The 20,700-nt window shown below is 62.3% G+C and carries 22 protein-coding genes; 15 read left to right on the plus strand and 7 right to left on the minus strand.

All coding sequences use genetic code 11. The features are described 5' to 3' along the window. Nucleotides 1-342: 342 nt before the first annotated feature. The 8 genes from GA0061105_RS18285 to GA0061105_RS18320 all read left to right on the plus strand — a co-directional run bounded on the left by GA0061105_RS18285 (nucleotide 343) and on the right by GA0061105_RS18320 (nucleotide 7,638). A complete protein-coding gene (locus tag GA0061105_RS18285; protein ID WP_092751991.1) occupies nucleotides 343-1,317 on the plus strand; it encodes a magnesium transporter CorA family protein in 975 nt (324 codons plus the stop codon). 18 nt (nucleotides 1,318-1,335) lie between these two features. After that, the gene (locus GA0061105_RS18290) at nucleotides 1,336-3,234 is read left to right on the plus strand and encodes a potassium transporter Kup (protein WP_092751993.1); all 1,899 of its coding nucleotides are present in this window, start codon (nucleotides 1,336-1,338) and stop codon (nucleotides 3,232-3,234) included. A gap of 257 nt (nucleotides 3,235-3,491) precedes the next feature. Next, complete coding sequence (locus GA0061105_RS18295) at nucleotides 3,492-4,721, plus strand: cell wall hydrolase (RefSeq protein WP_092751994.1); 1,230 nt, start codon at nucleotides 3,492-3,494, stop codon at nucleotides 4,719-4,721. Between the two features lie 271 nt (nucleotides 4,722-4,992). Continuing rightward, nucleotides 4,993-5,331 carry an AtpZ/AtpI family protein gene (locus GA0061105_RS18300; RefSeq protein WP_064693999.1) on the plus strand — a complete coding sequence of 113 codons (339 nt, stop codon included), beginning with the start codon at nucleotides 4,993-4,995 and terminating at the stop codon, nucleotides 5,329-5,331. A 63-nt stretch (nucleotides 5,332-5,394) separates the two neighbouring features. After that, nucleotides 5,395-6,147, plus strand: coding sequence for a F0F1 ATP synthase subunit A (locus GA0061105_RS18305; protein WP_092751996.1), 753 nt, complete (start codon nucleotides 5,395-5,397; stop codon nucleotides 6,145-6,147). Between the two features lie 67 nt (nucleotides 6,148-6,214). Further along, nucleotides 6,215-6,442 carry a F0F1 ATP synthase subunit C gene (locus GA0061105_RS18310; protein WP_010026583.1) on the plus strand — a complete coding sequence of 76 codons (228 nt, stop codon included), beginning with the start codon at nucleotides 6,215-6,217 and terminating at the stop codon, nucleotides 6,440-6,442. A gap of 77 nt (nucleotides 6,443-6,519) precedes the next feature. Beyond that, entirely contained in the window at nucleotides 6,520-7,143 is a 624-nt protein-coding gene (locus GA0061105_RS18315) for a F0F1 ATP synthase subunit B (RefSeq protein ID WP_064694001.1), read from the plus strand. A gap of 3 nt (nucleotides 7,144-7,146) precedes the next feature. Continuing rightward, entirely contained in the window at nucleotides 7,147-7,638 is a 492-nt protein-coding gene (locus GA0061105_RS18320; RefSeq protein WP_064694002.1) for a F0F1 ATP synthase subunit B, read from the plus strand. 393 nt (nucleotides 7,639-8,031) lie between these two features. On the opposite strand, the gene GA0061105_RS18325 is transcribed toward GA0061105_RS18320, so the two are convergent. Together GA0061105_RS18325 and GA0061105_RS18330 are read right to left on the minus strand one after the other, a co-directional pair. After that, nucleotides 8,032-8,721 (minus strand): ribonuclease HII, encoded by a 690-nt coding sequence (locus GA0061105_RS18325; protein WP_092751998.1) that lies wholly within the window; start codon nucleotides 8,719-8,721, stop codon nucleotides 8,032-8,034. 168 nt (nucleotides 8,722-8,889) lie between these two features. Next, nucleotides 8,890-10,047, minus strand: coding sequence for a PA0069 family radical SAM protein (locus tag GA0061105_RS18330; protein ID WP_092752000.1), 1,158 nt, complete (start codon nucleotides 10,045-10,047; stop codon nucleotides 8,890-8,892). Nucleotides 10,048-10,186: 139 nt separating this feature from the next. Here GA0061105_RS18330 and GA0061105_RS18335 point away from each other — a divergent pair, with 139 nt between their 5' ends. Beyond that, complete coding sequence (locus GA0061105_RS18335; RefSeq protein WP_092752002.1) at nucleotides 10,187-10,705, plus strand: glycosyltransferase family 2 protein; 519 nt, start codon at nucleotides 10,187-10,189, stop codon at nucleotides 10,703-10,705. Nucleotides 10,706-10,885: 180 nt separating this feature from the next. Further along, complete coding sequence (locus tag GA0061105_RS18340) at nucleotides 10,886-11,221, plus strand: hypothetical protein (protein WP_064694006.1); 336 nt, start codon at nucleotides 10,886-10,888, stop codon at nucleotides 11,219-11,221. 45 nt (nucleotides 11,222-11,266) lie between these two features. Here the strand turns inward: GA0061105_RS18340 and moaB are convergent, their stop codons facing one another. The 4 genes from moaB to GA0061105_RS18360 all read right to left on the minus strand — a co-directional run bounded on the left by moaB (nucleotide 11,267) and on the right by GA0061105_RS18360 (nucleotide 15,692). Then, nucleotides 11,267-11,818: a molybdenum cofactor biosynthesis protein B gene (moaB, locus tag GA0061105_RS18345; protein WP_092752004.1), complete on the minus strand. Its 552-nt coding sequence runs from the start codon at nucleotides 11,816-11,818 to the stop codon at nucleotides 11,267-11,269. Beyond that, entirely contained in the window at nucleotides 11,818-12,702 is an 885-nt protein-coding gene (locus GA0061105_RS18350) for a 4-(cytidine 5'-diphospho)-2-C-methyl-D-erythritol kinase (protein ID WP_092752006.1), read from the minus strand. The genes moaB and GA0061105_RS18350 overlap by 1 nt, the downstream gene beginning before the upstream one ends. Before the next feature lie 12 nt (nucleotides 12,703-12,714). Beyond that, nucleotides 12,715-14,544 (minus strand): tetratricopeptide repeat protein, encoded by a 1,830-nt coding sequence (locus GA0061105_RS18355; RefSeq protein WP_092752008.1) that lies wholly within the window; start codon nucleotides 14,542-14,544, stop codon nucleotides 12,715-12,717. Nucleotides 14,545-14,675: 131 nt separating this feature from the next. Next, the gene (locus tag GA0061105_RS18360) at nucleotides 14,676-15,692 is read right to left on the minus strand and encodes a polyprenyl synthetase family protein (protein WP_064694010.1); all 1,017 of its coding nucleotides are present in this window, start codon (nucleotides 15,690-15,692) and stop codon (nucleotides 14,676-14,678) included. Between the two features lie 109 nt (nucleotides 15,693-15,801). Here GA0061105_RS18360 and GA0061105_RS18365 point away from each other — a divergent pair, with 109 nt between their 5' ends. Both GA0061105_RS18365 and GA0061105_RS18370 read left to right on the plus strand, forming a co-directional pair. Beyond that, nucleotides 15,802-16,029, plus strand: a complete 228-nt coding sequence (locus GA0061105_RS18365) for a putative signal transducing protein (RefSeq protein WP_064694011.1) — start codon at nucleotides 15,802-15,804, stop codon at nucleotides 16,027-16,029. A 7-nt stretch (nucleotides 16,030-16,036) separates the two neighbouring features. Next, nucleotides 16,037-16,813: a tRNA1(Val) (adenine(37)-N6)-methyltransferase gene (locus GA0061105_RS18370; RefSeq protein ID WP_064694012.1), complete on the plus strand. Its 777-nt coding sequence runs from the start codon at nucleotides 16,037-16,039 to the stop codon at nucleotides 16,811-16,813. A 60-nt stretch (nucleotides 16,814-16,873) separates the two neighbouring features. Here GA0061105_RS18370 and GA0061105_RS18375 read toward each other — a convergent pair whose 3' ends face one another. Then, the gene (locus GA0061105_RS18375) at nucleotides 16,874-18,214 is read right to left on the minus strand and encodes an Nramp family divalent metal transporter (protein ID WP_092752010.1); all 1,341 of its coding nucleotides are present in this window, start codon (nucleotides 18,212-18,214) and stop codon (nucleotides 16,874-16,876) included. 183 nt (nucleotides 18,215-18,397) lie between these two features. On the opposite strand from GA0061105_RS18375, the gene GA0061105_RS18380 reads away from it, so the two are divergent. The 3 genes from GA0061105_RS18380 to GA0061105_RS18390 all read left to right on the plus strand — a co-directional run bounded on the left by GA0061105_RS18380 (nucleotide 18,398) and on the right by GA0061105_RS18390 (nucleotide 20,633). Continuing rightward, complete coding sequence (locus tag GA0061105_RS18380; RefSeq protein ID WP_092752012.1) at nucleotides 18,398-19,258, plus strand: S49 family peptidase; 861 nt, start codon at nucleotides 18,398-18,400, stop codon at nucleotides 19,256-19,258. Between the two features lie 18 nt (nucleotides 19,259-19,276). Next, nucleotides 19,277-19,468, plus strand: coding sequence for a hypothetical protein (locus GA0061105_RS18385; protein WP_064694015.1), 192 nt, complete (start codon nucleotides 19,277-19,279; stop codon nucleotides 19,466-19,468). A 208-nt stretch (nucleotides 19,469-19,676) separates the two neighbouring features. After that, a complete protein-coding gene (locus GA0061105_RS18390) occupies nucleotides 19,677-20,633 on the plus strand; it encodes a glycine--tRNA ligase subunit alpha (RefSeq protein WP_092752014.1) in 957 nt (318 codons plus the stop codon). The last annotated feature ends 67 nt before the right edge of the window (nucleotides 20,634-20,700 follow it).

Below are 20,700 nucleotides of genomic sequence, written 5' to 3' on the forward strand. Positions count from 1 at the left end.
GCGCAGTTCACGGAAGATGTCTTGATTATTTCACGGCTTTGCTTCATATGCCGCGGCGCCATGATGGCGTTGCTGCAGATGCTCAATGACGGCCGTCTTCGTTTCGAAGCTCCCGGCCCGCCTGCAAGGTCGAAGGATGAGTACTGCGATGCGGTGGAGCACAATGCGCATGCCGGATTTCGAGGCCGGATGCAGCCGGAGTCGTATGAACTTTCTTGATCCACTTTCGTCTGGACCTGGAACAAGCCACCCTCGCATCGCCGCGAATGGCGGCCGTATGGAAAGGCGTTCGATGAAGATGGCGATGACCACGAAATGTCGTGAGCATCGGAGACGTTGCCGGTGATCACCGCTTACTGTTCCAATTGCAAATCGGTCGAGATCCGCGATCTCTCGCAGACCACATCCTTTCCCGAGGATGTCGTCTGGATCGACATGGTCGAGCCGAGCCGCGAGGAAGAGCTTTATGTCGAGAAGGTTCTCGGCATCGAAGTTCCGACCCGCGAGGATCTCAAGGACATTGAACCTTCCGCTCGCCTTTATATCGAAAACGGCGCCGTCTTCATGGCCGCTTCGCTCGTCTGGAAGGCGGGTACCGACGCGCCGACGCTGACCGATGTCGCCTTCATCCTGACCGGAAACCGACTGGTCACCATCCGGTACGCCCACCCAAAATCCTTCGACTTGTTCATCGCCGCCCTTCACCGGCTGCCGGAAAACTGGCGCAGCGGCGCGGCCCTTCTCGCCAGGCTGCTGGAAACGATCGTCGACCGGACCGCCGAGATCCTCGAAAACACCGTCTCGCGCATCGACATCTTGTCGACGCATGTCTTCGGCCGGGCGAAAAAGGTGCGCAAGCCTTCGAACTACCTCGAGCAAAAATTGCGCGATATCGCCGGTCATCACCGCATGATCAGCAAGCTGCGAGACAGTCTCGGCTCGCTTGCCCGTCTTCTGACCTTCTTTCACACCATCCCGGCGATCCAGCAGGACCATGAGGCGAGGGAGCTTTGCCGCACCGTCTCGCGCGATATCCAGTCGCTGTCGGAGCATGCCTCCTTTGTCGCCGCCAACATCACCTTCCTGCTCGACGCCTCGCTCGGCCTGATCAACATCGAGCAGAACTCGATCATCAAGATTTTCTCGATCGCATCGGTCGTGTTCCTGCCGCCGACATTGGTCGCCTCCATCTATGGCATGAATTTTCAGGTCATGCCGGAGCTGGCCTGGGCCGCGGGTTATCCCTATTCGCTGGCACTGATGGTGATATCGGCCGTCATACCCTTCTTCTTTTTTCGCTGGAAAGGCTGGCTCTGAGGAGCCTGTTGAAACTTCATGTCCGAAGAGAGCCATCCGAACGAACGCCATATGTCGCCGAGAAAGCTGTTCTATCTCGCGCTGGGTTCCGTCGGCGTCGTCTATGGCGATATCGGCACGAGCCCGCTCTATGCCTTTCGCGAGGCGCTGAAGCCCGTCGCCCATGACGGCGTCACGCGTTTCGAGGTCATCAGCCTAATTTCGCTGATGATCTGGGCGCTGACGATCATCGTCACCATCAAATATGTGCTCTTCCTGCTGCGTGCCGACAACGATGGGGAAGGCGGCACGCTGTCGCTGCTCGCCCTTCTGATGAAGACCGCCAACGGCCATACCGCCTTGCTGATGCTGCTCGGCCTGATGGGCGCGGCACTCTTCCTCGGCGACGCGATGATAACGCCGGCGCTATCCGTGCTGTCGGCCGTCGAAGGCCTGAAGCTGGTCACACCCAGCCTCGCGGAATATATTGTGCCGATCTCGGTCGTGATCCTGGCGCTGCTCTTCGTCGTCCAATCGCGCGGCACCGGCGCCGTCGCGAAGTTCTTCGGCCCGATCACCGCCCTTTGGTTCCTCGTCATGGCCGCCGCCGGCATTTCCCATATCTCGGATGATTACGGCATCCTTGCCGCCTTCAACCCCTATTATGCCGTTGCCTTCCTGCTTCATGAGGGCTTTTACGGCGTCGTCGTGCTCGGCGCCGTCTTCCTGACCGTCACGGGCGCCGAGGCGCTTTATGCCGACCTCGGCCATTTCGGCCGCCGGCCGATTCAGTGGGCCTGGTTCCTGCTGGTCTTCCCGGCGCTGACCCTTAACTATCTCGGGCAGGGGGCGCTGGTTCTCGGCAATCCGATGACGATGTCGGATCCCTTCTATCTGATGTATCCGAAATGGGCGCTGCTGCCGGTCGTCATCCTGGCGACCGCGGCGACGATCATCGCCAGCCAGGCGGTTATCACCGGCGCTTTCTCTATGGTGCGCCAGGGCATCAACCTCGGCTTCCTGCCGCGCATGGAAATTCTCTTCACTTCGGAAACCAATACCGGGCAGATCTTCGTGCCCTCCGTCAATGCCGTGCTGTTCATAGGCGTCATCTTCCTGGTCCTGAGCTTCAAGACCTCGGACGCGCTGGCGACCGCCTATGGCATCTCCGTCACCGGCGCCATGGTCGTCACTTCGATCATGGCCTTCGAATTCGTTCGCGCCCGCTGGAACTGGTCGCTGCCGGTTGCGGTGATTGCGCTCGCGCCGTTGGTCCTGCTTGAATTGATCTTCCTCGGCGCCAATCTGTTGAAGATCCACGATGGCGGCTATATCCCGATCCTGATCGCCACCGGCTTTACCATCGTCATGTGGACCTGGCGCCGCGGCACCGCGATCCTGTTCGAGAAGACCCGCCACACCGATATTCCGCTCGCCTCCTTCGTCAGTTCCATCGAGCGCAAGAGCGAGCATTCGCCGGCCCAGGTTCCGGGCACCGCGATCTTCCTGACCAGCGATCCGGAATCGGCGCCTGCCGCCCTGCTGCACAATCTCAAACACAACCACGTGCTTCACGACCGCAACGTCATTTTGACGATCCGTACCGTCAACAAGCCGCGTGTGCCCAGCCACGACCGCTACAGGGTCGAGCCGATCTCCGAACGCTTCTCGCGCGTCGAGCTGCTCTTCGGCTTCATGGAATCGCAGAACGTCTCGCAGGCCCTGGCGACGCTGCGCAAGACCGGACTGAAGTTCGACATCATGTCGACCTCCTTCTACCTCGGCCGGCGCAAGCTGGTGCCGGATGCCAAGTCGGGCATGCCCTACTGGCAGGACCGCCTCTATATCGCGCTCGCCAACGCCGCCACCAATCCCTCGGATTATTTCCGCCTGCCGGCAAACCGCGTGGTAGAGCTGGGGTCGCACGTTATTATTTGACGGGTGCGGCCGACATTGCCGACGTGGTGTCCGCGCTCCCTGGCTCCTTCCGCCACCTCGTCCTTCGTCATGCTCGGCCCTGAGCCGAGCATCCACACGACACCCACCAACAACAGCGGCATGGATCCTCGGCTCAAGGCCGAGGATGACGGAGAGTGGGGTTGCGTCCGCGTCAAACCAGCCACATTAGAACATCCGCATGGCCACATTCCGGCACACGTCGTTAACCGGACGTCAAGGTTAATGAGGGATTTTCGATGGCATGTTCCCGCGTTTCATGCCCGGAGTTCGTGTTGCGTCGAAAGAGCCCTTCCCGTAGCAAGCTGCGTCTTCTCCCCGAGAACTGGGTATCGCCCGCCATATTCGGGCTCGCCGGCTGGCTGATCTTCCCGAGCGTTGCCTCCCACGCCGATCTTGCCACCATGCTCGCCGGTCTCGACCGTGAGGGGGAGAGCTGGCGCATGGTGCTGACCAATTCACCGGCCGGCTCCATCCATCAGGCCGAACTCGCTTTCGCCGATCCGGCGGCGACCGGTTCGATCGCCTCGGGCGCCGGCATGGTGCTGCCCGATGGCCGAAAGGTCGCCTTCACCGCCAAGGACAAGGGCACCGCCAAGGACAAGGGCCACGAGGACAGCCCGGACGAGGACCGCGTCAACCGCGGCATGAAGAAGGGCCGCATCGTCGCAGTCGAGAAGATGCAGCCGCCGAAGGATTTTTCCGCCGGCTCCATTCTTGAGCGCACCAGGATGCTCTTCACCCCGAACTTCGACCTCAAGGACAGGTCGGCCTTCGTCAAGCCGAAGATCCGGGGCAAGGAAATCGAAATCGCCACATCTTTCTATAAGAAGCAGCCGGTGATGCCGGAGGCTGGCGTGCCGGCGATGCTTGCAAGTCTCGTCACCAGCAACAAGGCCGACGTGCTTGCCACCGCCTATGCGCCGGCCGCACCAGACTATGCCCGCCAGTCGCCCTTCGATTCGATCCTGGCCGAACCCGACAGCGGCCGCTTCGTCCCCGAGATCGGCCCGCGCGATCACGCCTGGGCCGCAAGCATCTTGCCGCCGAGCGTCTTTTCCGCCCGCGAACAGCAATGCCTTGCCTCCGGCATCTATTTCGAGGCGCGCGGGGAATCGGTGAAGGGCCAGGCGGCCGTCGCTCAGGTCATCCTCAACCGCGTCCGCAACCCCGCCTATCCCAAAAGCATCTGCGGCGTCGTCTATCAGAACGAGGATTGGCGCAACCGCTGCCAGTTTTCCTTCGCCTGCGACAGCATCAAGGACCGGGTGAATTCCGAGTATCACTGGCGGACCGCCCGCGACGTGGCCATGGCGGTGACATCAGGCAAGATCTGGCTGCCGCAGGTGGGCTCGGCAACGCACTATCACGCCGTCTATGTCCGCCCGAAATGGGCAAAGAACATGGAAAAGGTCGGCCGCATCGGTCTTCACGTCTTCTATCGCACCTATGGTGGCGGCTGGAGCTGAGATAAATCGGCCGGGGAAGCCGATTTGCCGGGCTTAAAAGCGGATTCTTTCCATCGAATTTAAGCGATCGGCCGGAAATCGGCTTATCTATTTGATTTAACGAAATTATTTTCTCGCTGGACAGAAGCTGTCTACGCCTTGACTATACCAATCCCTAAAACTATGTTGCGCGCGACTTCAGAACGGGCCGGAAGGGTCTCAACCTTCGCGTCCGGGGTCCGAATGACCGGGGTAGCGGGAGTGCGGGCGACGGGCAGGCGAGGAGAGATCCATGGCGGACGACCGCGAGGAAAGTCTTGAGAAGCGCCGTGCGCAGCTGGAAGCGGAACTCGCGACCAAGCGCGTAGAGGCGAAAGTGGAAGAGGCAAGCGAAGCCCGCGCCGAGGAAAGCCGCAAAGGCTATGCCCAGGCGATGAAGCTTTCCAGCGAGTTCATTTCCGCGATCGTCGTCGGTGCAGTCCTTGGCTATGTCCTCGACCGTTTTGTTGGCACGGCGCCATGGGGTTTGATTGTTCTTCTGCTTCTCGGATTCTGTGCCGGCGTTCTGAACGTGCTGCGTTCTGCGGGAAAGGTGGCTCACCCCCTGGACCGTAAGGACGACAAGAAATAAGGACCGGTTCCCGGTCCAGTGCAATGACCCCGCGTCCTGCGGGCCAAAGAGAGAGAACCTGCGGTGTCTAACGATCCGACTCATCAGTTCCTGATCCAGAAGATTGTGCCGATCGAAATCGGCGGAATTGATTTCTCGTTCACCAACGCATCGCTCTTCATGGCCGCTTCGGCAGCAGTTGCCGCCGGCTTCCTTTATTTCTCGACCTCGAACCGCGCTATCGTGCCGGGTCGTTCGCAGTCGGTCGCGGAAATGTCCTATGAATTCATCGCCGGCATGCTGAAGGAAGGCGCGGGCAAGCAGGGAATGAAGTTCTTCCCGCTGGTCTTCTCGCTCTTCATGTTCGTTCTGACGGCGAACCTGCTCGGCATGTTTCCGTATTTCTTCACGGTAACGAGCCAGATCATCGTCACCTTCGCCCTTGCCCTGCTCGTCATCGGCACGGTTCTCGTCTACGGTTTCTACAAGCACGGCTTCCACTTCCTGAATGTCTTCGTGCCCTCGGGCGTGCCGGGCATTCTGCTGCCGCTGGTCGTCGCGATCGAAATCATTTCCTTCCTGTCCCGTCCGATTTCGCTCTCTGTTCGTCTTTTCGCGAACATGCTCGCCGGTCACATCACGCTGAAGGTGTTCGCAGGCTTTGTCGCCTCGCTTGGAGCCCTCGGTGCAGTCGGTGTCGGCGGAGCCATCCTTCCCCTCATCATGACGGTCGCCCTGACCGGTCTCGAGTTCCTCGTCGCCTTCCTTCAGGCTTACGTCTTTGCGGTGCTGACTTGCATGTACCTCAATGACGCGATCCATCCCGGCGGGCACTAAGGATAACGACATCGACGTCAAAGGGCGTCAGTCATTCGCCGCAACAACCATTTCAAAGGAGTTCAACATGGAAGCGGAAGCAGCAAAGTTCATCGGTGCAGGCCTGGCTTGCTTTGGTATGGCCGGTACGGCTCTCGGCCTCGGCAACATCTTCGGCAACTACCTCTCCGGCGCTCTGCGCAATCCGTCTGCCGCTGACAGCCAGTTCGGCCGTCTGGTATTCGGCTTCGCCGTTACGGAAGCTCTGGGCATCTTCTCGCTGCTCGTCGCTCTCCTCCTCCTCTTCGCCGTCTGATATCGGCGAATTGATGGATCACGGCCTGCGACCGCAAGCCGTGATCCTTTGCATTTGCAGTCCACCTGGAGGTGAGCATGTTTTTTGTGACCCCGGCTTACGCTGAAGAAGCACCGGCGGCAGCGACCGGCACGGATGCGCATGGCGCTCCGGCCGCAGGCGAGGTCCATACCGAGACCGGCGTTGCCGAGGGCGAACACGCCCGTGGCCCGTTCCCGCCCTTCGATTCGACGACCTACGCATCCCAGCTGCTCTGGCTGGTGATCACGTTCGGCGTCTTCTACCTCCTTATGCAAAAGGTCATCGCGCCGCGCATCGGGGCCATCCTCGACCAGCGCCACACGCGCATCTCCCAGGATCTGGAAGAAGCAGGCCGCCTGAAGTCGGAAGCCGACGCAGCCGTCGAGACCTATGAGGGCGAACTGGCCGCTGCCCGCGCCAAGTCGCATGCGATCGGCTCCGCCGCGCGCGACGCCGCCAAGGCCAAGGCCGAAGAGGATCGCCGCACCGTCGAGGCCAGCCTGTCGGAAAAGATCAAGGCTGCCGAAGCCCGGATCGCCGACATCAAGGCGAAGGCTTTCGCCGATGTCGGCACCATTGCCGAGGAAACGGCCGCCGCCGTCGTCGAACAGCTGATCGGCAGCACCGCTGCTCAGACGGACGTCGCCGCCGCCGTCGCGGCCGTCAAGAAGGAGGCTTGATCGATGGAATTTCACCTTGATGCGACTTTCTTCGCCTTTGTCGGCCTCATCCTCTTCCTGGCGCTGGTCGTCTATCTGAAGGTTCCGGGCATGATGGCACGGTCGCTCGACGACCGCGCCGACCAGATCCGCAACGAGCTGGCCGAAGCCAAGCGGTTGCGCGAGGAAGCCCAGCACCTGCTCGCCGAATATCAGCGCAAGCGCAAGGAAGCGGAAGCGGAAGCCGCCCATATCGTTGCCGCCGCCGAGCGCGAAGCCGAGATGCTTACCGCCGAAGCGAAGAAGAAGACGGAAGAATTCGTCACCAACCGCACGGCGCTTTCCGAGCAGAAGATCAAGCAGGCCGAGGCCGATGCGATGAAGGCGGTGCGTTCCGCCGCCGTCGACCTGGCGATCGCGGCCGCCGAGACGGTACTCGCCAAGAAGGCTGACGCCAATGTCCAGTCCGAGCTGTTCGGCAATGCCGTCGGCCAGGTCAAGACGCGGCTCAACTGAGCGCTACCGAATGGAATGAAGGAAGGCCGGGCATGTCCCGGCCTTTTCGTTATTGATAAGGCTTGTTCCTTGTTTGGCCTCGTGTGGAGGCAGTGCGGTCTCCATGGGTGCGGCGCCTGCCCCTTATCCGCCTGCCGCACCTGCTCCCCGTAAACGGGGCGAAGGGACAAGCCCTGACCTTTCCGTCCTCCGAGCTCTATCCAATTCCCGATTACTCTTGCATAGCCTCGCCCTTTCCGTTCTGGCGGGAGACGTGCCATGTGAGAGCTGAGGGCGAGCGGAGAGCGTGCCGCGTGTCCCTTCGCCCCGCAAGCGGGGAGAAGATGCCGGCAGGCGGATGCCGGGCTGATCGGCAATCTAACGGCGAGATATACCGGCCTTTTCTTGGCGACGCTATTCCGAGATCAGTTCGTCCATCTCAGGCCCATCCTCGCCCTTGCGCAACGGCCGAAAACTCATCCGGTGCAGGGAGCAGGGGCCGTGTTTCTCGATGCCGGCGCGGTGCTGGGCCGTGCCGTAGCCCGCATGTGCGGCGAAACCGTAATCGGGAAACACATTATGCGCGCGCGCCATCATCCGGTCGCGCGTGACCTTGGCGACGATCGAGGCGGCGGCGATCGAGACCGAGCGGGCATCGCCCTTGACGACGGCCTGTCCCGGACAATCAAGGCCGGGCGGCACATCGAGTCCATCCGTCAGCACGTAGCTTGCGGGAACCGCGAGGCTGCAGATGGCGCGGCGCATGGCGTCGAGGCTCGCCTTGCGAATGTCAGTCTCGTCAATGCGCGTCGAGCTCGACGAGGCGATCGAGACGGTCGCGGTCGCCAGGATCTGCACGAAGAGTTCCTCGCGCCGCTGCGCCGAAAGCTGCTTGGAGTCGTTGAGACCGTCGGGGATCCGCTTCGGATCGAGGATGACGGCGGCGGCGACGACGGGTCCGGCCAGCGGCCCGCGCCCGGCCTCGTCGGCGCCGGCGACCGGCCAGTGACCGGCCTTGCGGGCTTTGAGCTCGAGCTTGAAATCCGGCACCAGCGGGACCGTGTCGAAAAGCAGGGGAGAATCGGGTGGCGTGCGACGTTTCATGCGGCTGAACCTCGCACGCCAACCCGATTTCCCGCAAGTCCCCGGATCAGGGCGGCGGGCCGGGGACGATCCGGCGGATGGTGGCGGTCAGGGCCATCCGCGGGAATTGCGCTCAGGGGCTCGAAAACAGGGCGGTTTTTCTGAGCAGCCGATGCGCAAACTTGAAAATCAGAGCAGCGACAGCTGCACGCCGCTGCCGTCGGGCGGCACGAACAGATCGTCGCGCAGAGGCACGCTGCGGCGGGTCAGCTCGAAGCGTCTCGCCGCCATTTCGAAACGCCGGGCGATCTGCCAAGCATAGGGGCCGGCGCCCTTCATGCGTTTGCCGAACTCGGCGTCGTAATCCTTGCCGCCGCGCATCGAGCGCACTAGCGACATCACATGCCGGTAACGATCGGGATAATGCTGCAGCAGCCAGTCGCGAAAGAGCGGGCTGACCTCGAGCGGCAGCCTGAGGATGACATAGCTCGCCTCGGTCGCGCCCGCAGCCTTGGCCGATTCGAGGATGCGCTCCAATTCGTGGTCGTTTAGCGCCGGGATCAGCGGGGCGGCCATGACAGCCGTCTGGATGCCTGCTTCAGCAAGCGCATGGATCGTCTCCAGCCGTCGCGGCGGTGTGGCGGCGCGTGGTTCCATCGCTCGGGCAAGCTTACGATCCAGTGTGGTCACGGAGATGCCGACGCGCACCAGATTTTTCTTCGCCATTTCCTGGAGAATATCGAGATCGCGCAGGATCATCGCTGACTTGGTGACGATCGAGACCGGATGGTTGGCCTTGTTCAGCACTTCGAGGATGCCGCGCATGATGCGCCATTCCTTTTCGATTGGCTGATAGGGATCGGTATTGGTGCCGATCGCGATCACCCGCACCTTATAGCCTGGCTTGGCGAGCTCCCGCTCCAGCAGCTTTGCCGCATCGGGCTTGGCGAAGAGCTTCGTCTCGAAATCGAGCCCTGCCGAAAGCCCCATATAGGCGTGGGTCGGCCGGGCGAAGCAATAGATACAGCCATGCTCGCAGCCGCGGTAGGGATTGATCGAGCGCTCGAAGGAAACGTCTGGCGATTCGTTGCGGGTGATGGCGGTGCGCGGCTTTTCGACCTGCACGTCGGTCTTGAACGGCGGCAGCTCTTCCAGCGTCTGCCAGCCGTCGTCGAACGTCTCCCGCTGCAGCGCTTCGAAACGGCCCGTCGGGTTCAGTCCTGCCCCACGCCCGCGCCGACGATCGGCCTCGATCCTGAGGCCGGAAGACACGATCATCGCATCGGCAACATCTGCCGTATTGGCAGGCGCGAATGCGGCCTGCCCTGCCAGGGACTGCTCTCTCATCGGATTCTCCCGCGGCGGAAAGCTGTTGCCTCCGCCCGTGTTGATGATTAAATTCCTATCGGCAAAACGAGAACAATGCAAGAACAAAATGCCGAAAAGGCTGCTGGTAAAAAATTGTGCGGCGCATTATGAATGATCGATGTTGACGGTTGTTCTCGAATGCCAGGATCAGGAATCCGAACTGGCGCAGACCTTATCGGTATTGGTGGCAGGCGCCGTGGAGGGGCTGGTCAGCGATGTGATCGTGCTCGATCACGGCTCGCGCGACGGCACCTCGCGCGTCGCCGACGCTGCCGGCTGCAGGTTCCATTCAGATTGGGATATCAACGACATCGTCCGCGCGGCCCGCGGCGAATGGCTCCTTTTCGTCGAGCCGGGGGCAAGGCCGCAGGCCGGCTGGATCGATGAGATCGCCGAATATATCGCGCTGAACAAGGTGCCGGCCCGCTTTACCGCATCGCGCGGTTACCGGCGCCCGTTCCTTGAGCGCATCGGCCGGACCGTGGCGCCGCTGGAGCTTGGTTTCCTGGTGCCCAAAGGCCTGGCGCTTGCCAGCGCCAGGAGCGGCATGTCTCTTGCCGACTTCGCCAAGGGCTACAAGCCGCGCAAACTCTCCAGCGAACTGATTCCCGCTTGGGTCGCGCGCGCTGCGCGCTAGAAACGCTTGGCTCCCGCCGTCGCGCAAAGATGGCGCCCCATCGAATTTGGCGCTATAATTCACCATGGCGCCGCCGAAGCGCCTCGCTTCGCAACGGATGCCATGGAATGCCGGTAGACGGCAGAACAGGTCGGCGACAATCTCCTTTTCTGCCGGGTTCCCGGCGCAAGGAGGTGCGTGATGCCACGCGGCAGGATCTACGACGTACGCAGTATGGTCTTCGGCCTGCTGGCCGTCATATTGCCGATATTGGTGATCGCGCATCCGCATTCGGCAGCATCGCAAACGATGCTCAGTTGCGCAGGCCGATCCGATGTAATCGGTTTCCTCGAGAGGAATTTCGGTGAAAAACTCACAGCGGTCGGGCTGGTCAATCAGAACGCCGTTCTCGAGGTCTATGCCGCCAAAACCGGAACCTGGACGCTCGTCGTCACGGATGTTCAGGGCATAAGCTGCATCCTGCTGTCGGGTGACAGCTGGGAAACCATGCCGGCCCTGCCGGGCATAGCCACATAGCCACGCCGCCGCGCCCACCCGAAAACCCGGATTGAGTGTCGAAATCTATTTCTTCGCGCCGCGTTTCAGGTGCTCGTCCAGGCGCGGCATGATCTCGACGAAGTTGCACGGCGCGCTGCGATAATCGAGTTGCGCTTTCAAAATGCCGTCCCAGGCGTCCCGGCAGGCGCCGGGCGAACCGGGCAGGGCAAAGATGAAGGTGGAGTTGGCAACACCTGCGGTGGCGCGAGACTGGATCGTCGCCGTGCCGATCTTGTCATAAGAGATCCGGTGGAAGACGGCGGAAAAGCCGTCCATGCGTTTTTCGAACAGCGGCTCCAGCGCCTCGGGCGTCACGTCGCGGCCGGTAAAGCCGGTGCCGCCTGTGGTGATGACGACGTCGATCTCGTCCCGCTCGGTCCAGGCCTTGACCCTTGCGGCGATCTTTTCGCGGTCGTCCGGCACGATCGCCCGCTCGACCAGCCTGTGTCCCGCCTCGGCGATCCGCGCCGCCAGCGTATCGCCGGACTTGTCCGTCTCGGGCGTGCGCGTATCCGAGACGGTGAGAACCGCAATGCCGACGGCGATGAAGGGCCGCTTTTCGTCCAAACCAGCCATCATATGCCTCCCGAGACCGTTTCCGTCGCCTGGAAATACCAGTCGGGCCGCGTCTTGTGAAGAGCCATCGCCGCCGCTTGTGCGGCGGCGATGTTCGCAAAGATCCCGAAGCAGGTGGCGCCGGAGCCGGACATGCGGGTCAGCAGAGCCCCCTCAGCCTGCAGCATCGCCGAGATGGCGGCGATTTCGGGCACGACTTCGCGCGCCGGCGGCTCGAGGTCGTTGCGGGCTGCGCCGATCGCCGCGAGCCAGCCGGCGGACCTTGCGAGGTTCAGGGGCGGATTGTTCTTTGTCGCCAGCCGGCGGAAAATCTCCGGCGTCGAAACGCCCTTCAGCGGGTTGGCAAGCACCATGGCAAAGGCCGGCAGATCAGCCACGGCTTCGATCTCCTCGCCGATGCCGCGGGCAATCAGCGGCCGGCTCTCAAGGCACATCGGCACGTCGGCGCCGAGCTTCAGCGCCAGCGTTGCGAGCGCCTCGACCGGCAGCCTCGTGCCCCAGAGGCGCATCAGCCCCCGCAAGGTCGCCGCCGCATCGGCAGAGCCGCCGCCGATGCCGGAGGCAACCGGCAGGTTCTTCTGGAGGTGGATGTGAACGGGGAAGGCGAGGCCGCCCACGACCTCGCGCAGCAGATCGCGCGCTCTGAGCACCAGGTTGGTGCCGCCGTCGCCGGCAAGCGTCTCGCCGAAACGGCCCGACAGAGTGAAGGCGTCGGCCTGCGCGGGCAGGAAGCCCAGCCGGTCACCGCAATCTGCGAAGGTCACCAGCATATCGAGCAGATGATAGCCGTCCGCCCGTTGGCCCGTCACATGCAGGGCGAGGTTGATCTTCGCGCGCGCCTCTTCGGTAACGCCGATAGCCTCGGCCAAGCCCTGCTCAGGCATCGCTCGCGCCCGTCAGGACTTCTTATCGGCCGGCGGTGGCGTCACGGGCACCGGATCCGGCTGCTTCTTGTCGGCCGCCTTGGCGTCGTCGTCGGCGGGCAGGCCGTTTGCGACCTTTTCCTTGATCTTCGGAATTTCGGCCGCTTCAGGCTCGGAGGCAAGCGCCCGGTTCCACTGGTAGACTGCTTCGAGCTTGCGCCCGACGCGCCAGTAGGCATCGCCGAGATGGTCGTTGATCGTTGCGTCGCCGGCCTTGATCTGTGCCGCGCGTTCCAGCTCGTCGACGGCATCGTCGAAGCGCTTCAGACGGAAATAGGCCCAGCCGAGCGAATCGATGATGTAACCGTCGTCGGGGCGCAACTCGACGGCCTTCTTGATCATGGCGAGACCTTCGTCGAGGTTCCGGTTCATATCGATCCAGGAATAGCCGAGATAGTTCAGCACCTGCGGCTGGTCGGGGTTGAGCTCCAGGGCCTTGCGAAAGTTCGGTTCAGCCAGGTCCCACTTCTTCAGCCGCTCATAGGCTATGCCGCGCTGGAAGAAGACGCTCCAATTTGAGCGGCCGGCGATCGGGCCGATCACTTCGACTGCCTTGTCGTAATTGGCGGCCATCGCCTCATAGTCCTTGGCGTCGGAGAGCACGCTGCCATAAGCGAGATAGCTGCGGATATCCTTCGGGTCGGAGGCGATCAGCGCCTGCAGGTGCTTGCGCGCCTCCTCGACCTTGCCGCCCTGGGCAAGGGCAAGGCCGAGCTGCAGCTCGGAAATGCGCCGCATCGGCGAATTTTCCGGCACCTTCTTGTAGAGTGCGATGGCACGGTCCATCTGGTTCTGCTTTTCGGCGATGCCGCCGAGCAGCACCAGCGTATCGGCGCTGTTGGGATCGAGCGCCTTGGCCGTCTGCAGGTAAAGCGAGACGATATCCTCGGCGCCGTCGCGGTTCAGCGCGCCGCCGACGGAAAACAGCACGCCGGCGGCCCCTTCTTCGGCCGTCTTGACCTGCTGCTCCTGCTTTTCGCCTTTTTCGATACTGTCGCGCAACGCGTTCAGCGGCGCATAATTCGGCAGCAGGTTATCGCCGACTGAGACGGCGTCGAGCGCCTTCTGCTTGTTGCCCTGCGTCGCTTCGAGGCGGGCAAGCGCCATCACTGCGCGCATGAAGGTGTCGGGCGCCGTTGCGCCGCCTTCCTTGTCGAGCACGGCGTCGTTCAGGTGCTGCCGGGCGGATTTCACGTCGCCCGCGACGATGGCGATCGCACCGGCATTGTAATTCTGGAAGATGCGGAACCAGTCCGGCCCCTTCATCTTCTCGACCATGGCGAGCGCTTCCTTGCCGCGGCCTGCGCCGACGCGGGCCCAGGCGAGCAGCAGGTCGTTCATCATCCGGTCGAGATCGTTCGGCCCCTTATATTTCAGGATGGATTCGGCGCTCTTGTAGTCGTCGCGACGCACCGCATCCATGCCGCGCACGATCGTGGTGATGCGCTCGACGGAGGGATCGCCCTTCAGATCGTTGGCATATTTGACGCCTTCCTTGATGTCGCCGTTGAGCAGCAGCGAGATCATCAGCCGCTGGCGAATCTCGGGGTTGCCGGGCTCGATCTGCAGCGCCTTCTTGTAAAGTGCGATTGCGGTTTCGTAATCGTGATCGACATCGGCCGTGCGCGCGGCGAGAAAGGCGCCGGAGAAAGTGGTGACGCTATCGGCATCGAAGCTCTCGATCTTGCCGGCATCATCCGTCTTGGCCGCATCCTCGGCGTTCACGCCGGCAACACCGCCGAGCGAAAGGACAGCCGTCAGCGCTGCGCTCGTAAGAAGACGGGTGGCAATTCTCTGCCGCATTAGGAAACCTTTCTTCGAGAGCGTCCGGCCGTCAAGCCGGTCGCAAATCAGTTGTGATCACTGATTCATAACAGGATGGCTTTTTTGGAGCGGCGCCGCAAGAAAATCAGCCTTCGATCGAGGGCATTCGACTAGTTGACGCGCTCTATGCAGAAGTCGATCACTTCCATCAGGGCGGATTTCCACACCGTATCGGGAAGCGGCGCCAGCGCATCCCGCGCGATCGTACCATAATGGATCGCGCGGCCGATCGTGTCACTGAGGGTACCGTATTTGGTGATCAGCCCCAGCGCTTTTTCCAGGTTGGCGTCGCTGCTGTTGCCGGCCTCGATCGCGTCGCGCCAGAAGGCGCGCTCTTCCGTGGTGCCGCGGCGATAGGCGAGGATGACGGGAAGGGTGATCTTGCCTTCACGGAAATCGTCGCCAACATTTTTGCCGAGATCGGCGGCCTTGCCGCCATAATCGAGCGCGTCATCGACGAGCTGAAAGGCGAGGCCGAGATTCATGCCGTAGGACTTCAGCGCGTTGCGGCCGGATTTGCCGGCCTCGGCGACGATCGGCCCGACTTCGGCGGCAGCGGCAAAAAGGGCCGCCGTCTTGGCGCGGATGACGGCGAGATAATCGTCCTCCGTCGTCTCCATGTTCTTGGCGACAGAAAGCTGCAGCACCTCGCCTTCGGCGATCACGCAGGCAGCCGAGGACAGGACGTCGAGTGCGTCGAGCGAGCCGACATCGACCATCATGCGGAAGGCCTGTCCGAGCAAGAAATCGCCGACCAGGACGCTTGCCTGGTTGCCCCAGATCATCCGCGCCGTCGATTTGCCGCGGCGCAGGTCGCTTTCGTCGACGACGTCGTCATGCAGCAGCGTTGCCGTGTGCATGAATTCGACCGAGGTGGCGAGCTTGACGTGGTTTTCGCCGCGGTAATCAAACAGCGAGGCGGCCGCCAGCGTCAGCATCGGCCGCAACCGCTTGCCGCCTGATGAGATCAGATGGTTGGCCACTTCGGGGATCATCTGCACGTCGGAGCCGGCCTTGGACAGAATGAGCTGGTTCACCCGCTCCATGTCAGCCCTGGTGAGATCGACCAACGGCTTGATGGATGCCAGTTTGTTTTTGCTTTCTTCAAGCGGTATGACCACGCCCAACGACCCGGACTCCTGTTCACTCATTGCATCTGACAATAGAAAGGGGCGATGGACGCGGCAAGGGGTGAATTGTCGCGCTGGGCGAAATTGAAAAGGAAAACGACGGCAAATGCATGAACTTATCCGCGCCAACGATCCCGTTCTGCTCTCCTATGCCGAAAGCCTGATGAAGGATGCGGGAATTCACTGCTTCATCGCCGATCAGGGCATGAGCGTGCTGGAAGGCTCGCTCGGGATGCTGCAGCGCCGTCTGCTGGTGGATGAGGAGATGGCCGATCAGGCGCGCCGCATCCTGATCGATGCCGGTCTCGGCGATGAATTGCGTGACAGGACGTGAGCGGGCGATGACCGGCGGACCCGCTGAAACCATCGATGCCTTCCATCGCGGCGCCTTCCATCTGGTGCAGCCGAAGGGCAGGGGCCACCGCGCCGGCATGGATGCGATGCTGCTGGCCGCCCTCGTCGCCGACGCTCGCGCGATCAGGGTTGCCGATCTCGGCGCCGGCGCGGGTGCTGCCGGCCTGGCCGTCGCCTCGCGCCTTGCAAAGGCGCAAGTGGTGCTCTTCGAGCGCTCTGCCGAGATGGCCGATTACGCCCGCCGCAGCATTCTGTTGCCTGAAAATGCCCATCTCGCCGCCCGCGTCGGCGTTATCGAGGCGGATGTGGCGCTGACCGCCAAGGCCCGCAACGATGCCGGCCTCATCGATGAGAGCTTCCACCACGTCATCATGAACCCGCCTTTCAACGATGCCGGCGACCGGCGCACGCCGGATGCGCTGAAGGCCGAAGCCCATGCGATGACCGACGGCCTGTTCGAGCGCTGGATCCGCACGGCCGGCGCCATCATGATCCCGGGTGGCCAATTGTCGATGATCGCGAGGCCCGAATCGATCGCCGAGATCATCGATGCCTGCGGCCGGCGCTTCGGCGGCATCGAGATCACAGCCATCCATCCGCGCCCAGGCGAAAATGCGGTGCGCATCCTGGTGACTGCGATCAAGGGCTCGCGGGCGCGGCTATCGCTGCGCGCGGCCCTCATCATGCACGAAGAGGGGAGCCACAAGTTCTCCCCTCTCGTCGATGATTTCAACAATGGCCGAGCGGCCTATCCGAGGCTTTAGCCTGGTTGTGTTCAACGCAATTTCGGACGAAAAACCGTCTACACGGTTCCCGCAATTGCTTCAGCCGGCGACGAAGTCGAGCAGCAGCTTGATGTTCAGCCCGGCAATGACGACTGCGATCACATAGGCGATGCCGCTCAGCCAGCGCGGCGCCACGAGCTCGCCCATCTTTGCTTTGCTCGCGGTGAACATGACGAGCGGGAAGACGGCGAAGGAAAGCTGCAGGCTGAGCACGACCTGCGTGAGGATCAAAAGCTCGGCCGTGCCTTGGTCGCCGTACCAGATGGTGACGATCGCCGCCGGCACGATGGCGATGGCGCGGGTGATCAGCCGGCGCACCCACGGCTTCAGCCGTATCTTGAGAAAGCCTTCCATGACGATCTGGCCGGCAAGGGTTGCCGTCACCGTCGAGTTGAGGCCGCAGCAGAGAAGCGCGATGCCGAAGAGCGTCGGCGCAATCGCCAGACCGAGCAGCGGCGAAAGCAGTGAATAGGCATTGCCAAGCTCGACGACATCGGTCCTGCCGTGCGCATTGAAGGCGGCGGCCGCAAGGATCAGGATCGCGGCGTTGATCAGCAGCGCAAAGCAGAGCGCGACGGTCGAGTCGATCGTTGCAAAGGTCAGTGCTTCCTTCTTTTCGGGCACCGTATGGCCGTAGGCCCGCGTTTGCACGATGCCGGAATGAAGATAGAGATTGTGCGGCATGACGGTCGCGCCGAGAATGCCGAGCGCCAGATAGAGCATCTCCGGATTGGTGACGATCTCGGTCGTCGGGAAGAAGCCTTTTATAACCGCGCCCCATTGCGGATCGGCAAGAAAGATCTGCACGCCGAAGCAGAGCGCGATGACGCCGAGCAGCGCGATGATGAAGGCTTCCACCCAGCGGAAACCGAGCTTCTGCAGGAAGAGGATCAGGAAGACGTCAAGCGCGGTGATCAGCACGCCGAGTTCCAGCGGAATGCCGAACAGCAGGTTGAGGCCGATCGCCGTGCCGATCACCTCGGCGATGTCGGTGGCAATGATGGCGATCTCGGCAAAGGCCCAAAGCGGCACCGAGACATATTTCGGAAAGGCATCGCGGCAGGCCTGCGCCAGGTCGCGGCCGGAGGCGATCGCAAGCCGCGCGCAGAGCGATTGCAGCACGATCGCCATCAGGTTGGAAAGCAGCGCGACGGTGAGCAGCGCATAACCGAACTTGGAGCCGCCGGCGAGCGAGGTCGCCCAATTGCCCGGATCCATGTAGCCGACGGCGACCATATAGCCCGGCCCGGCAAAGGCCGCCGCCCGGCGCCACATCGAGCTCGGCCGCCCCGTTCCGACCGAGCGGTAGACATCCGACAGCGACGCCTCTCCGCGTTCGTGCCGCCAGCCGCCTTTTGCATTGGGATTAAGGGCGTCCATGCCATTTCCACCTGTTTAACCGGAGCGCACTATGACGAATTAGAATGATAATGCAAGTCATTCGCAACAAGAAAATCAATCCGATGTTTTTCAGGAACGCGGCCATTGCGTTTGTCGTTCCAGCGCATACATGGATGCGATCGCCAAATGACGATCGTGCGAACCGAAAGCGAAGGATGAAAAATGGCCGGATTGTTGAGAAGGCTGCTGCCGAAACGGTTCCGCAAGGATGGTCTTTCCATCCCTGTCGTAAGGTTGCAGGGCGCGATCATCAGCGGCGGCGGCCAGTTCCGGCCGACCCTAAATCTCGCCAATATCGCCCCGGTCCTGGAAAAGGCTTTCGCCATGAAGGAGGCGCCGGCGGTCGCCATCTCCATCAATTCGCCGGGCGGCTCGCCCGTCCAATCCCGCCTGATCTTCACCCGCATTCGTGAGCTCGCCCGCGAAAAGCAGAAGAAGGTGCTTGTTTTCGTCGAGGACGTCGCCGCTTCCGGCGGCTATATGATCGCGCTTGCCGGCGACGAGATCATCGCCGACGCCACCTCGATCGTCGGCTCGATCGGCGTCGTCTCCGGCGGTTTCGGCTTTCCCGAGCTCCTCAAGAAGATCGGCGTCGAGCGCCGCGTCTATACGGCTGGTGAAAACAAGGTGATCCTCGATCCTTTCCAGCCGGAAAAGGAAAAGGACATCGAGTACCTCAAGAGCCTGCAGCTCGAAATCCACCAAGTCTTCATCGCAATGGTGCGCGAGCGCCGCGCCGGCAAGCTGACGGACGATGCGACGGTCTTTTCCGGCCTGTTCTGGAGCGGCACGCGCGGCCTCGAGCTCGGCCTTATCGACGGCCTCGGCGACATGCGGCAGGAATTGAAGCGACGCTACGGGCAAAAGACCCGGCTGGAACTCGTCACCGCCGGCCGCGGCCTGTTCGGCCGCCGCATTCCCGGTATAGCGCCCGTCACGCTCGAGGGCGCCGCATCGGGACTCGCAACGGGGCTTGTCGAAGCGGCCGAAGAGAGAGCATTGTGGAGCCGTTTCGGGCTTTGAGAGGAGCAAGAGAGGGGCATGGCACAGCTTATCACGATCCTGATCCTGGTCTTTTCCGCTTGGTGGCTCTACCGCCGCTTCGTCTCCGATGCGCGCAGGCTGGCAGAAAAGTCGCGCCGCGCCGAAAAGGAGCGCCAGACCGGCGCGGTCGGCACACTGGTCAAGGACCCGGTGACCGGGGAATACCGGCTGAAGCGGGAGGAAGAATAGGCGCAGCAGCCTGGATCTGCCTCATGCGGCTGCCGCTCCGCCGCGCAAGCTTAGGTGGGCTGGGCCCACCCAATCACAAGGTCATGGTCGGGCAGCTAGATTCCGCTTCCATACCGACGTCGACGGCCGACGCCGTAAAACCCTTGACCCCTGTCGCCCTCCATGGCACCTGTCGCGCCGATAATTCCCAAGCCAGCGGTGCCGTCCCATGTCAGCTCTCCCCGACCATATGAACCCGAAGCGCTCCTTCCAGGCGCTGATCCTGACCCTGCATAGCTACTGGGCGGACAAGGGTTGCGCGGTGCTGCAGCCTTACGACATGGAAGTCGGCGCCGGCACCTTCCACCCGGCAACGACGCTGCGTGCCCTCGGCCCCAAGCCCTGGAAAGCGGCCTATGTTCAGCCCTCCCGCCGCCCGTCGGACGGCCGCTATGGCGAAAACCCGAACCGGCTGCAGCATTATTACCAGTATCAGGTCATCCTGAAGCCGAACCCGCCCAATCTGCAGGAGCTCTATCTCGGCTCGCTGGCGGCGATCGGCCTCGACCCGCTGCTGCACGATATCCGCTTCGTCGAGGACGACTGGGAAAGCCCAACGCTCGGCGCCTGGGGCCTCGGCTGGGAATGCTGGTGCGACGGCATGGAAGTCTCGCAGTTCACCTACTTCCAGCAGGTCTGCGGTATTGAGTGCGCGCCTGTAGCAGGCGAACTGACCTATGGTCTCGAACGCCTCGCCATGTATGTCCAGGGCGTCGACAATGTCTACGACCTCAATTTCAACGGCCGCGAGGGCGACGAGAAGATCAGCTATGGCGATGTCTTCCTGCAGGCCGAGCAGGAATATTCGCGTCACAATTTCGAATTCGCCAATACCGAAATGCTGCATCGCCATTTCGTCGATGCCGAGAAGGAATGCCGGGCGCTGCTCGATGCCGGCGCGCCGGGCCAAAGCGACAATCAGCGCCTGCACAAATGCGTCTTCCCGGCCTATGACCAGTGCATCAAGGCCAGCCACGTCTTCAACCTGCTCGACGCCCGCGGCGTCATCTCGGTGACCGAGCGCCAGAGTTATATCCTTCGGGTGCGCACGCTCGCCAAGGCCTGCGGCGAAGCCTTCCTGCTGACCGACGCCGGCGGCGTCAATCTCACGGGCGAGGCGGCGTAAAAGCCGTCTCGAAAAATTTCGGTCGCTTCCGGCGCTACGCTTCTTTTGTATTGCGCAAACCGAGCCC

The sequence above is a fragment of the Rhizobium aethiopicum genome (genome assembly GCF_900094625.1).
In the GTDB taxonomy this organism is placed as follows: Bacteria; Pseudomonadota; Alphaproteobacteria; order Rhizobiales; family Rhizobiaceae; genus Rhizobium; species Rhizobium aethiopicum.

Bases quoted from the DNA above. Each gene is read 5' to 3' on its own strand.
- GA0061105_RS18375 (WP_092752010.1), bottom strand. From the start codon at position 18,214: ATGGACGCCCTTAATCCCAATGCAAAAGGCGGCTGGCGGCACGAACGC.
- GA0061105_RS18385 (WP_064694015.1), top strand. From the start codon at position 19,277: ATGGCACAGCTTATCACGATCCTGATCCTGGTCTTTTCCGCTTGGTGG.
- GA0061105_RS18380 (WP_092752012.1), top strand. From the start codon at position 18,398: ATGGCCGGATTGTTGAGAAGGCTGCTGCCGAAACGGTTCCGCAAGGAT.
- GA0061105_RS18390 (WP_092752014.1), top strand. From the start codon at position 19,677: ATGTCAGCTCTCCCCGACCATATGAACCCGAAGCGCTCCTTCCAGGCG.
- GA0061105_RS18340 (WP_064694006.1), top strand. From the start codon at position 10,886: ATGCCACGCGGCAGGATCTACGACGTACGCAGTATGGTCTTCGGCCTG.
- GA0061105_RS18320 (WP_064694002.1), top strand. From the start codon at position 7,147: ATGGAATTTCACCTTGATGCGACTTTCTTCGCCTTTGTCGGCCTCATC.
- moaB (WP_092752004.1), bottom strand. From the start codon at position 11,818: ATGGCTGGTTTGGACGAAAAGCGGCCCTTCATCGCCGTCGGCATTGCG.
- GA0061105_RS18300 (WP_064693999.1), top strand. From the start codon at position 4,993: ATGGCGGACGACCGCGAGGAAAGTCTTGAGAAGCGCCGTGCGCAGCTG.
- GA0061105_RS18295 (WP_092751994.1), top strand. From the start codon at position 3,492: ATGGCATGTTCCCGCGTTTCATGCCCGGAGTTCGTGTTGCGTCGAAAG.
- GA0061105_RS18335 (WP_092752002.1), top strand. From the start codon at position 10,187: ATGTTGACGGTTGTTCTCGAATGCCAGGATCAGGAATCCGAACTGGCG.
- GA0061105_RS18310 (WP_010026583.1), top strand. From the start codon at position 6,215: ATGGAAGCGGAAGCAGCAAAGTTCATCGGTGCAGGCCTGGCTTGCTTT.
- GA0061105_RS18365 (WP_064694011.1), top strand. From the start codon at position 15,802: ATGCATGAACTTATCCGCGCCAACGATCCCGTTCTGCTCTCCTATGCC.
- GA0061105_RS18325 (WP_092751998.1), bottom strand. From the start codon at position 8,721: ATGAAACGTCGCACGCCACCCGATTCTCCCCTGCTTTTCGACACGGTC.
- GA0061105_RS18350 (WP_092752006.1), bottom strand. From the start codon at position 12,702: ATGCCTGAGCAGGGCTTGGCCGAGGCTATCGGCGTTACCGAAGAGGCG.
- GA0061105_RS18330 (WP_092752000.1), bottom strand. From the start codon at position 10,047: ATGAGAGAGCAGTCCCTGGCAGGGCAGGCCGCATTCGCGCCTGCCAAT.
- GA0061105_RS18290 (WP_092751993.1), top strand. From the start codon at position 1,336: ATGTCCGAAGAGAGCCATCCGAACGAACGCCATATGTCGCCGAGAAAG.
- GA0061105_RS18315 (WP_064694001.1), top strand. From the start codon at position 6,520: ATGTTTTTTGTGACCCCGGCTTACGCTGAAGAAGCACCGGCGGCAGCG.
- GA0061105_RS18370 (WP_064694012.1), top strand. From the start codon at position 16,037: ATGACCGGCGGACCCGCTGAAACCATCGATGCCTTCCATCGCGGCGCC.
- GA0061105_RS18355 (WP_092752008.1), bottom strand. From the start codon at position 14,544: ATGCGGCAGAGAATTGCCACCCGTCTTCTTACGAGCGCAGCGCTGACG.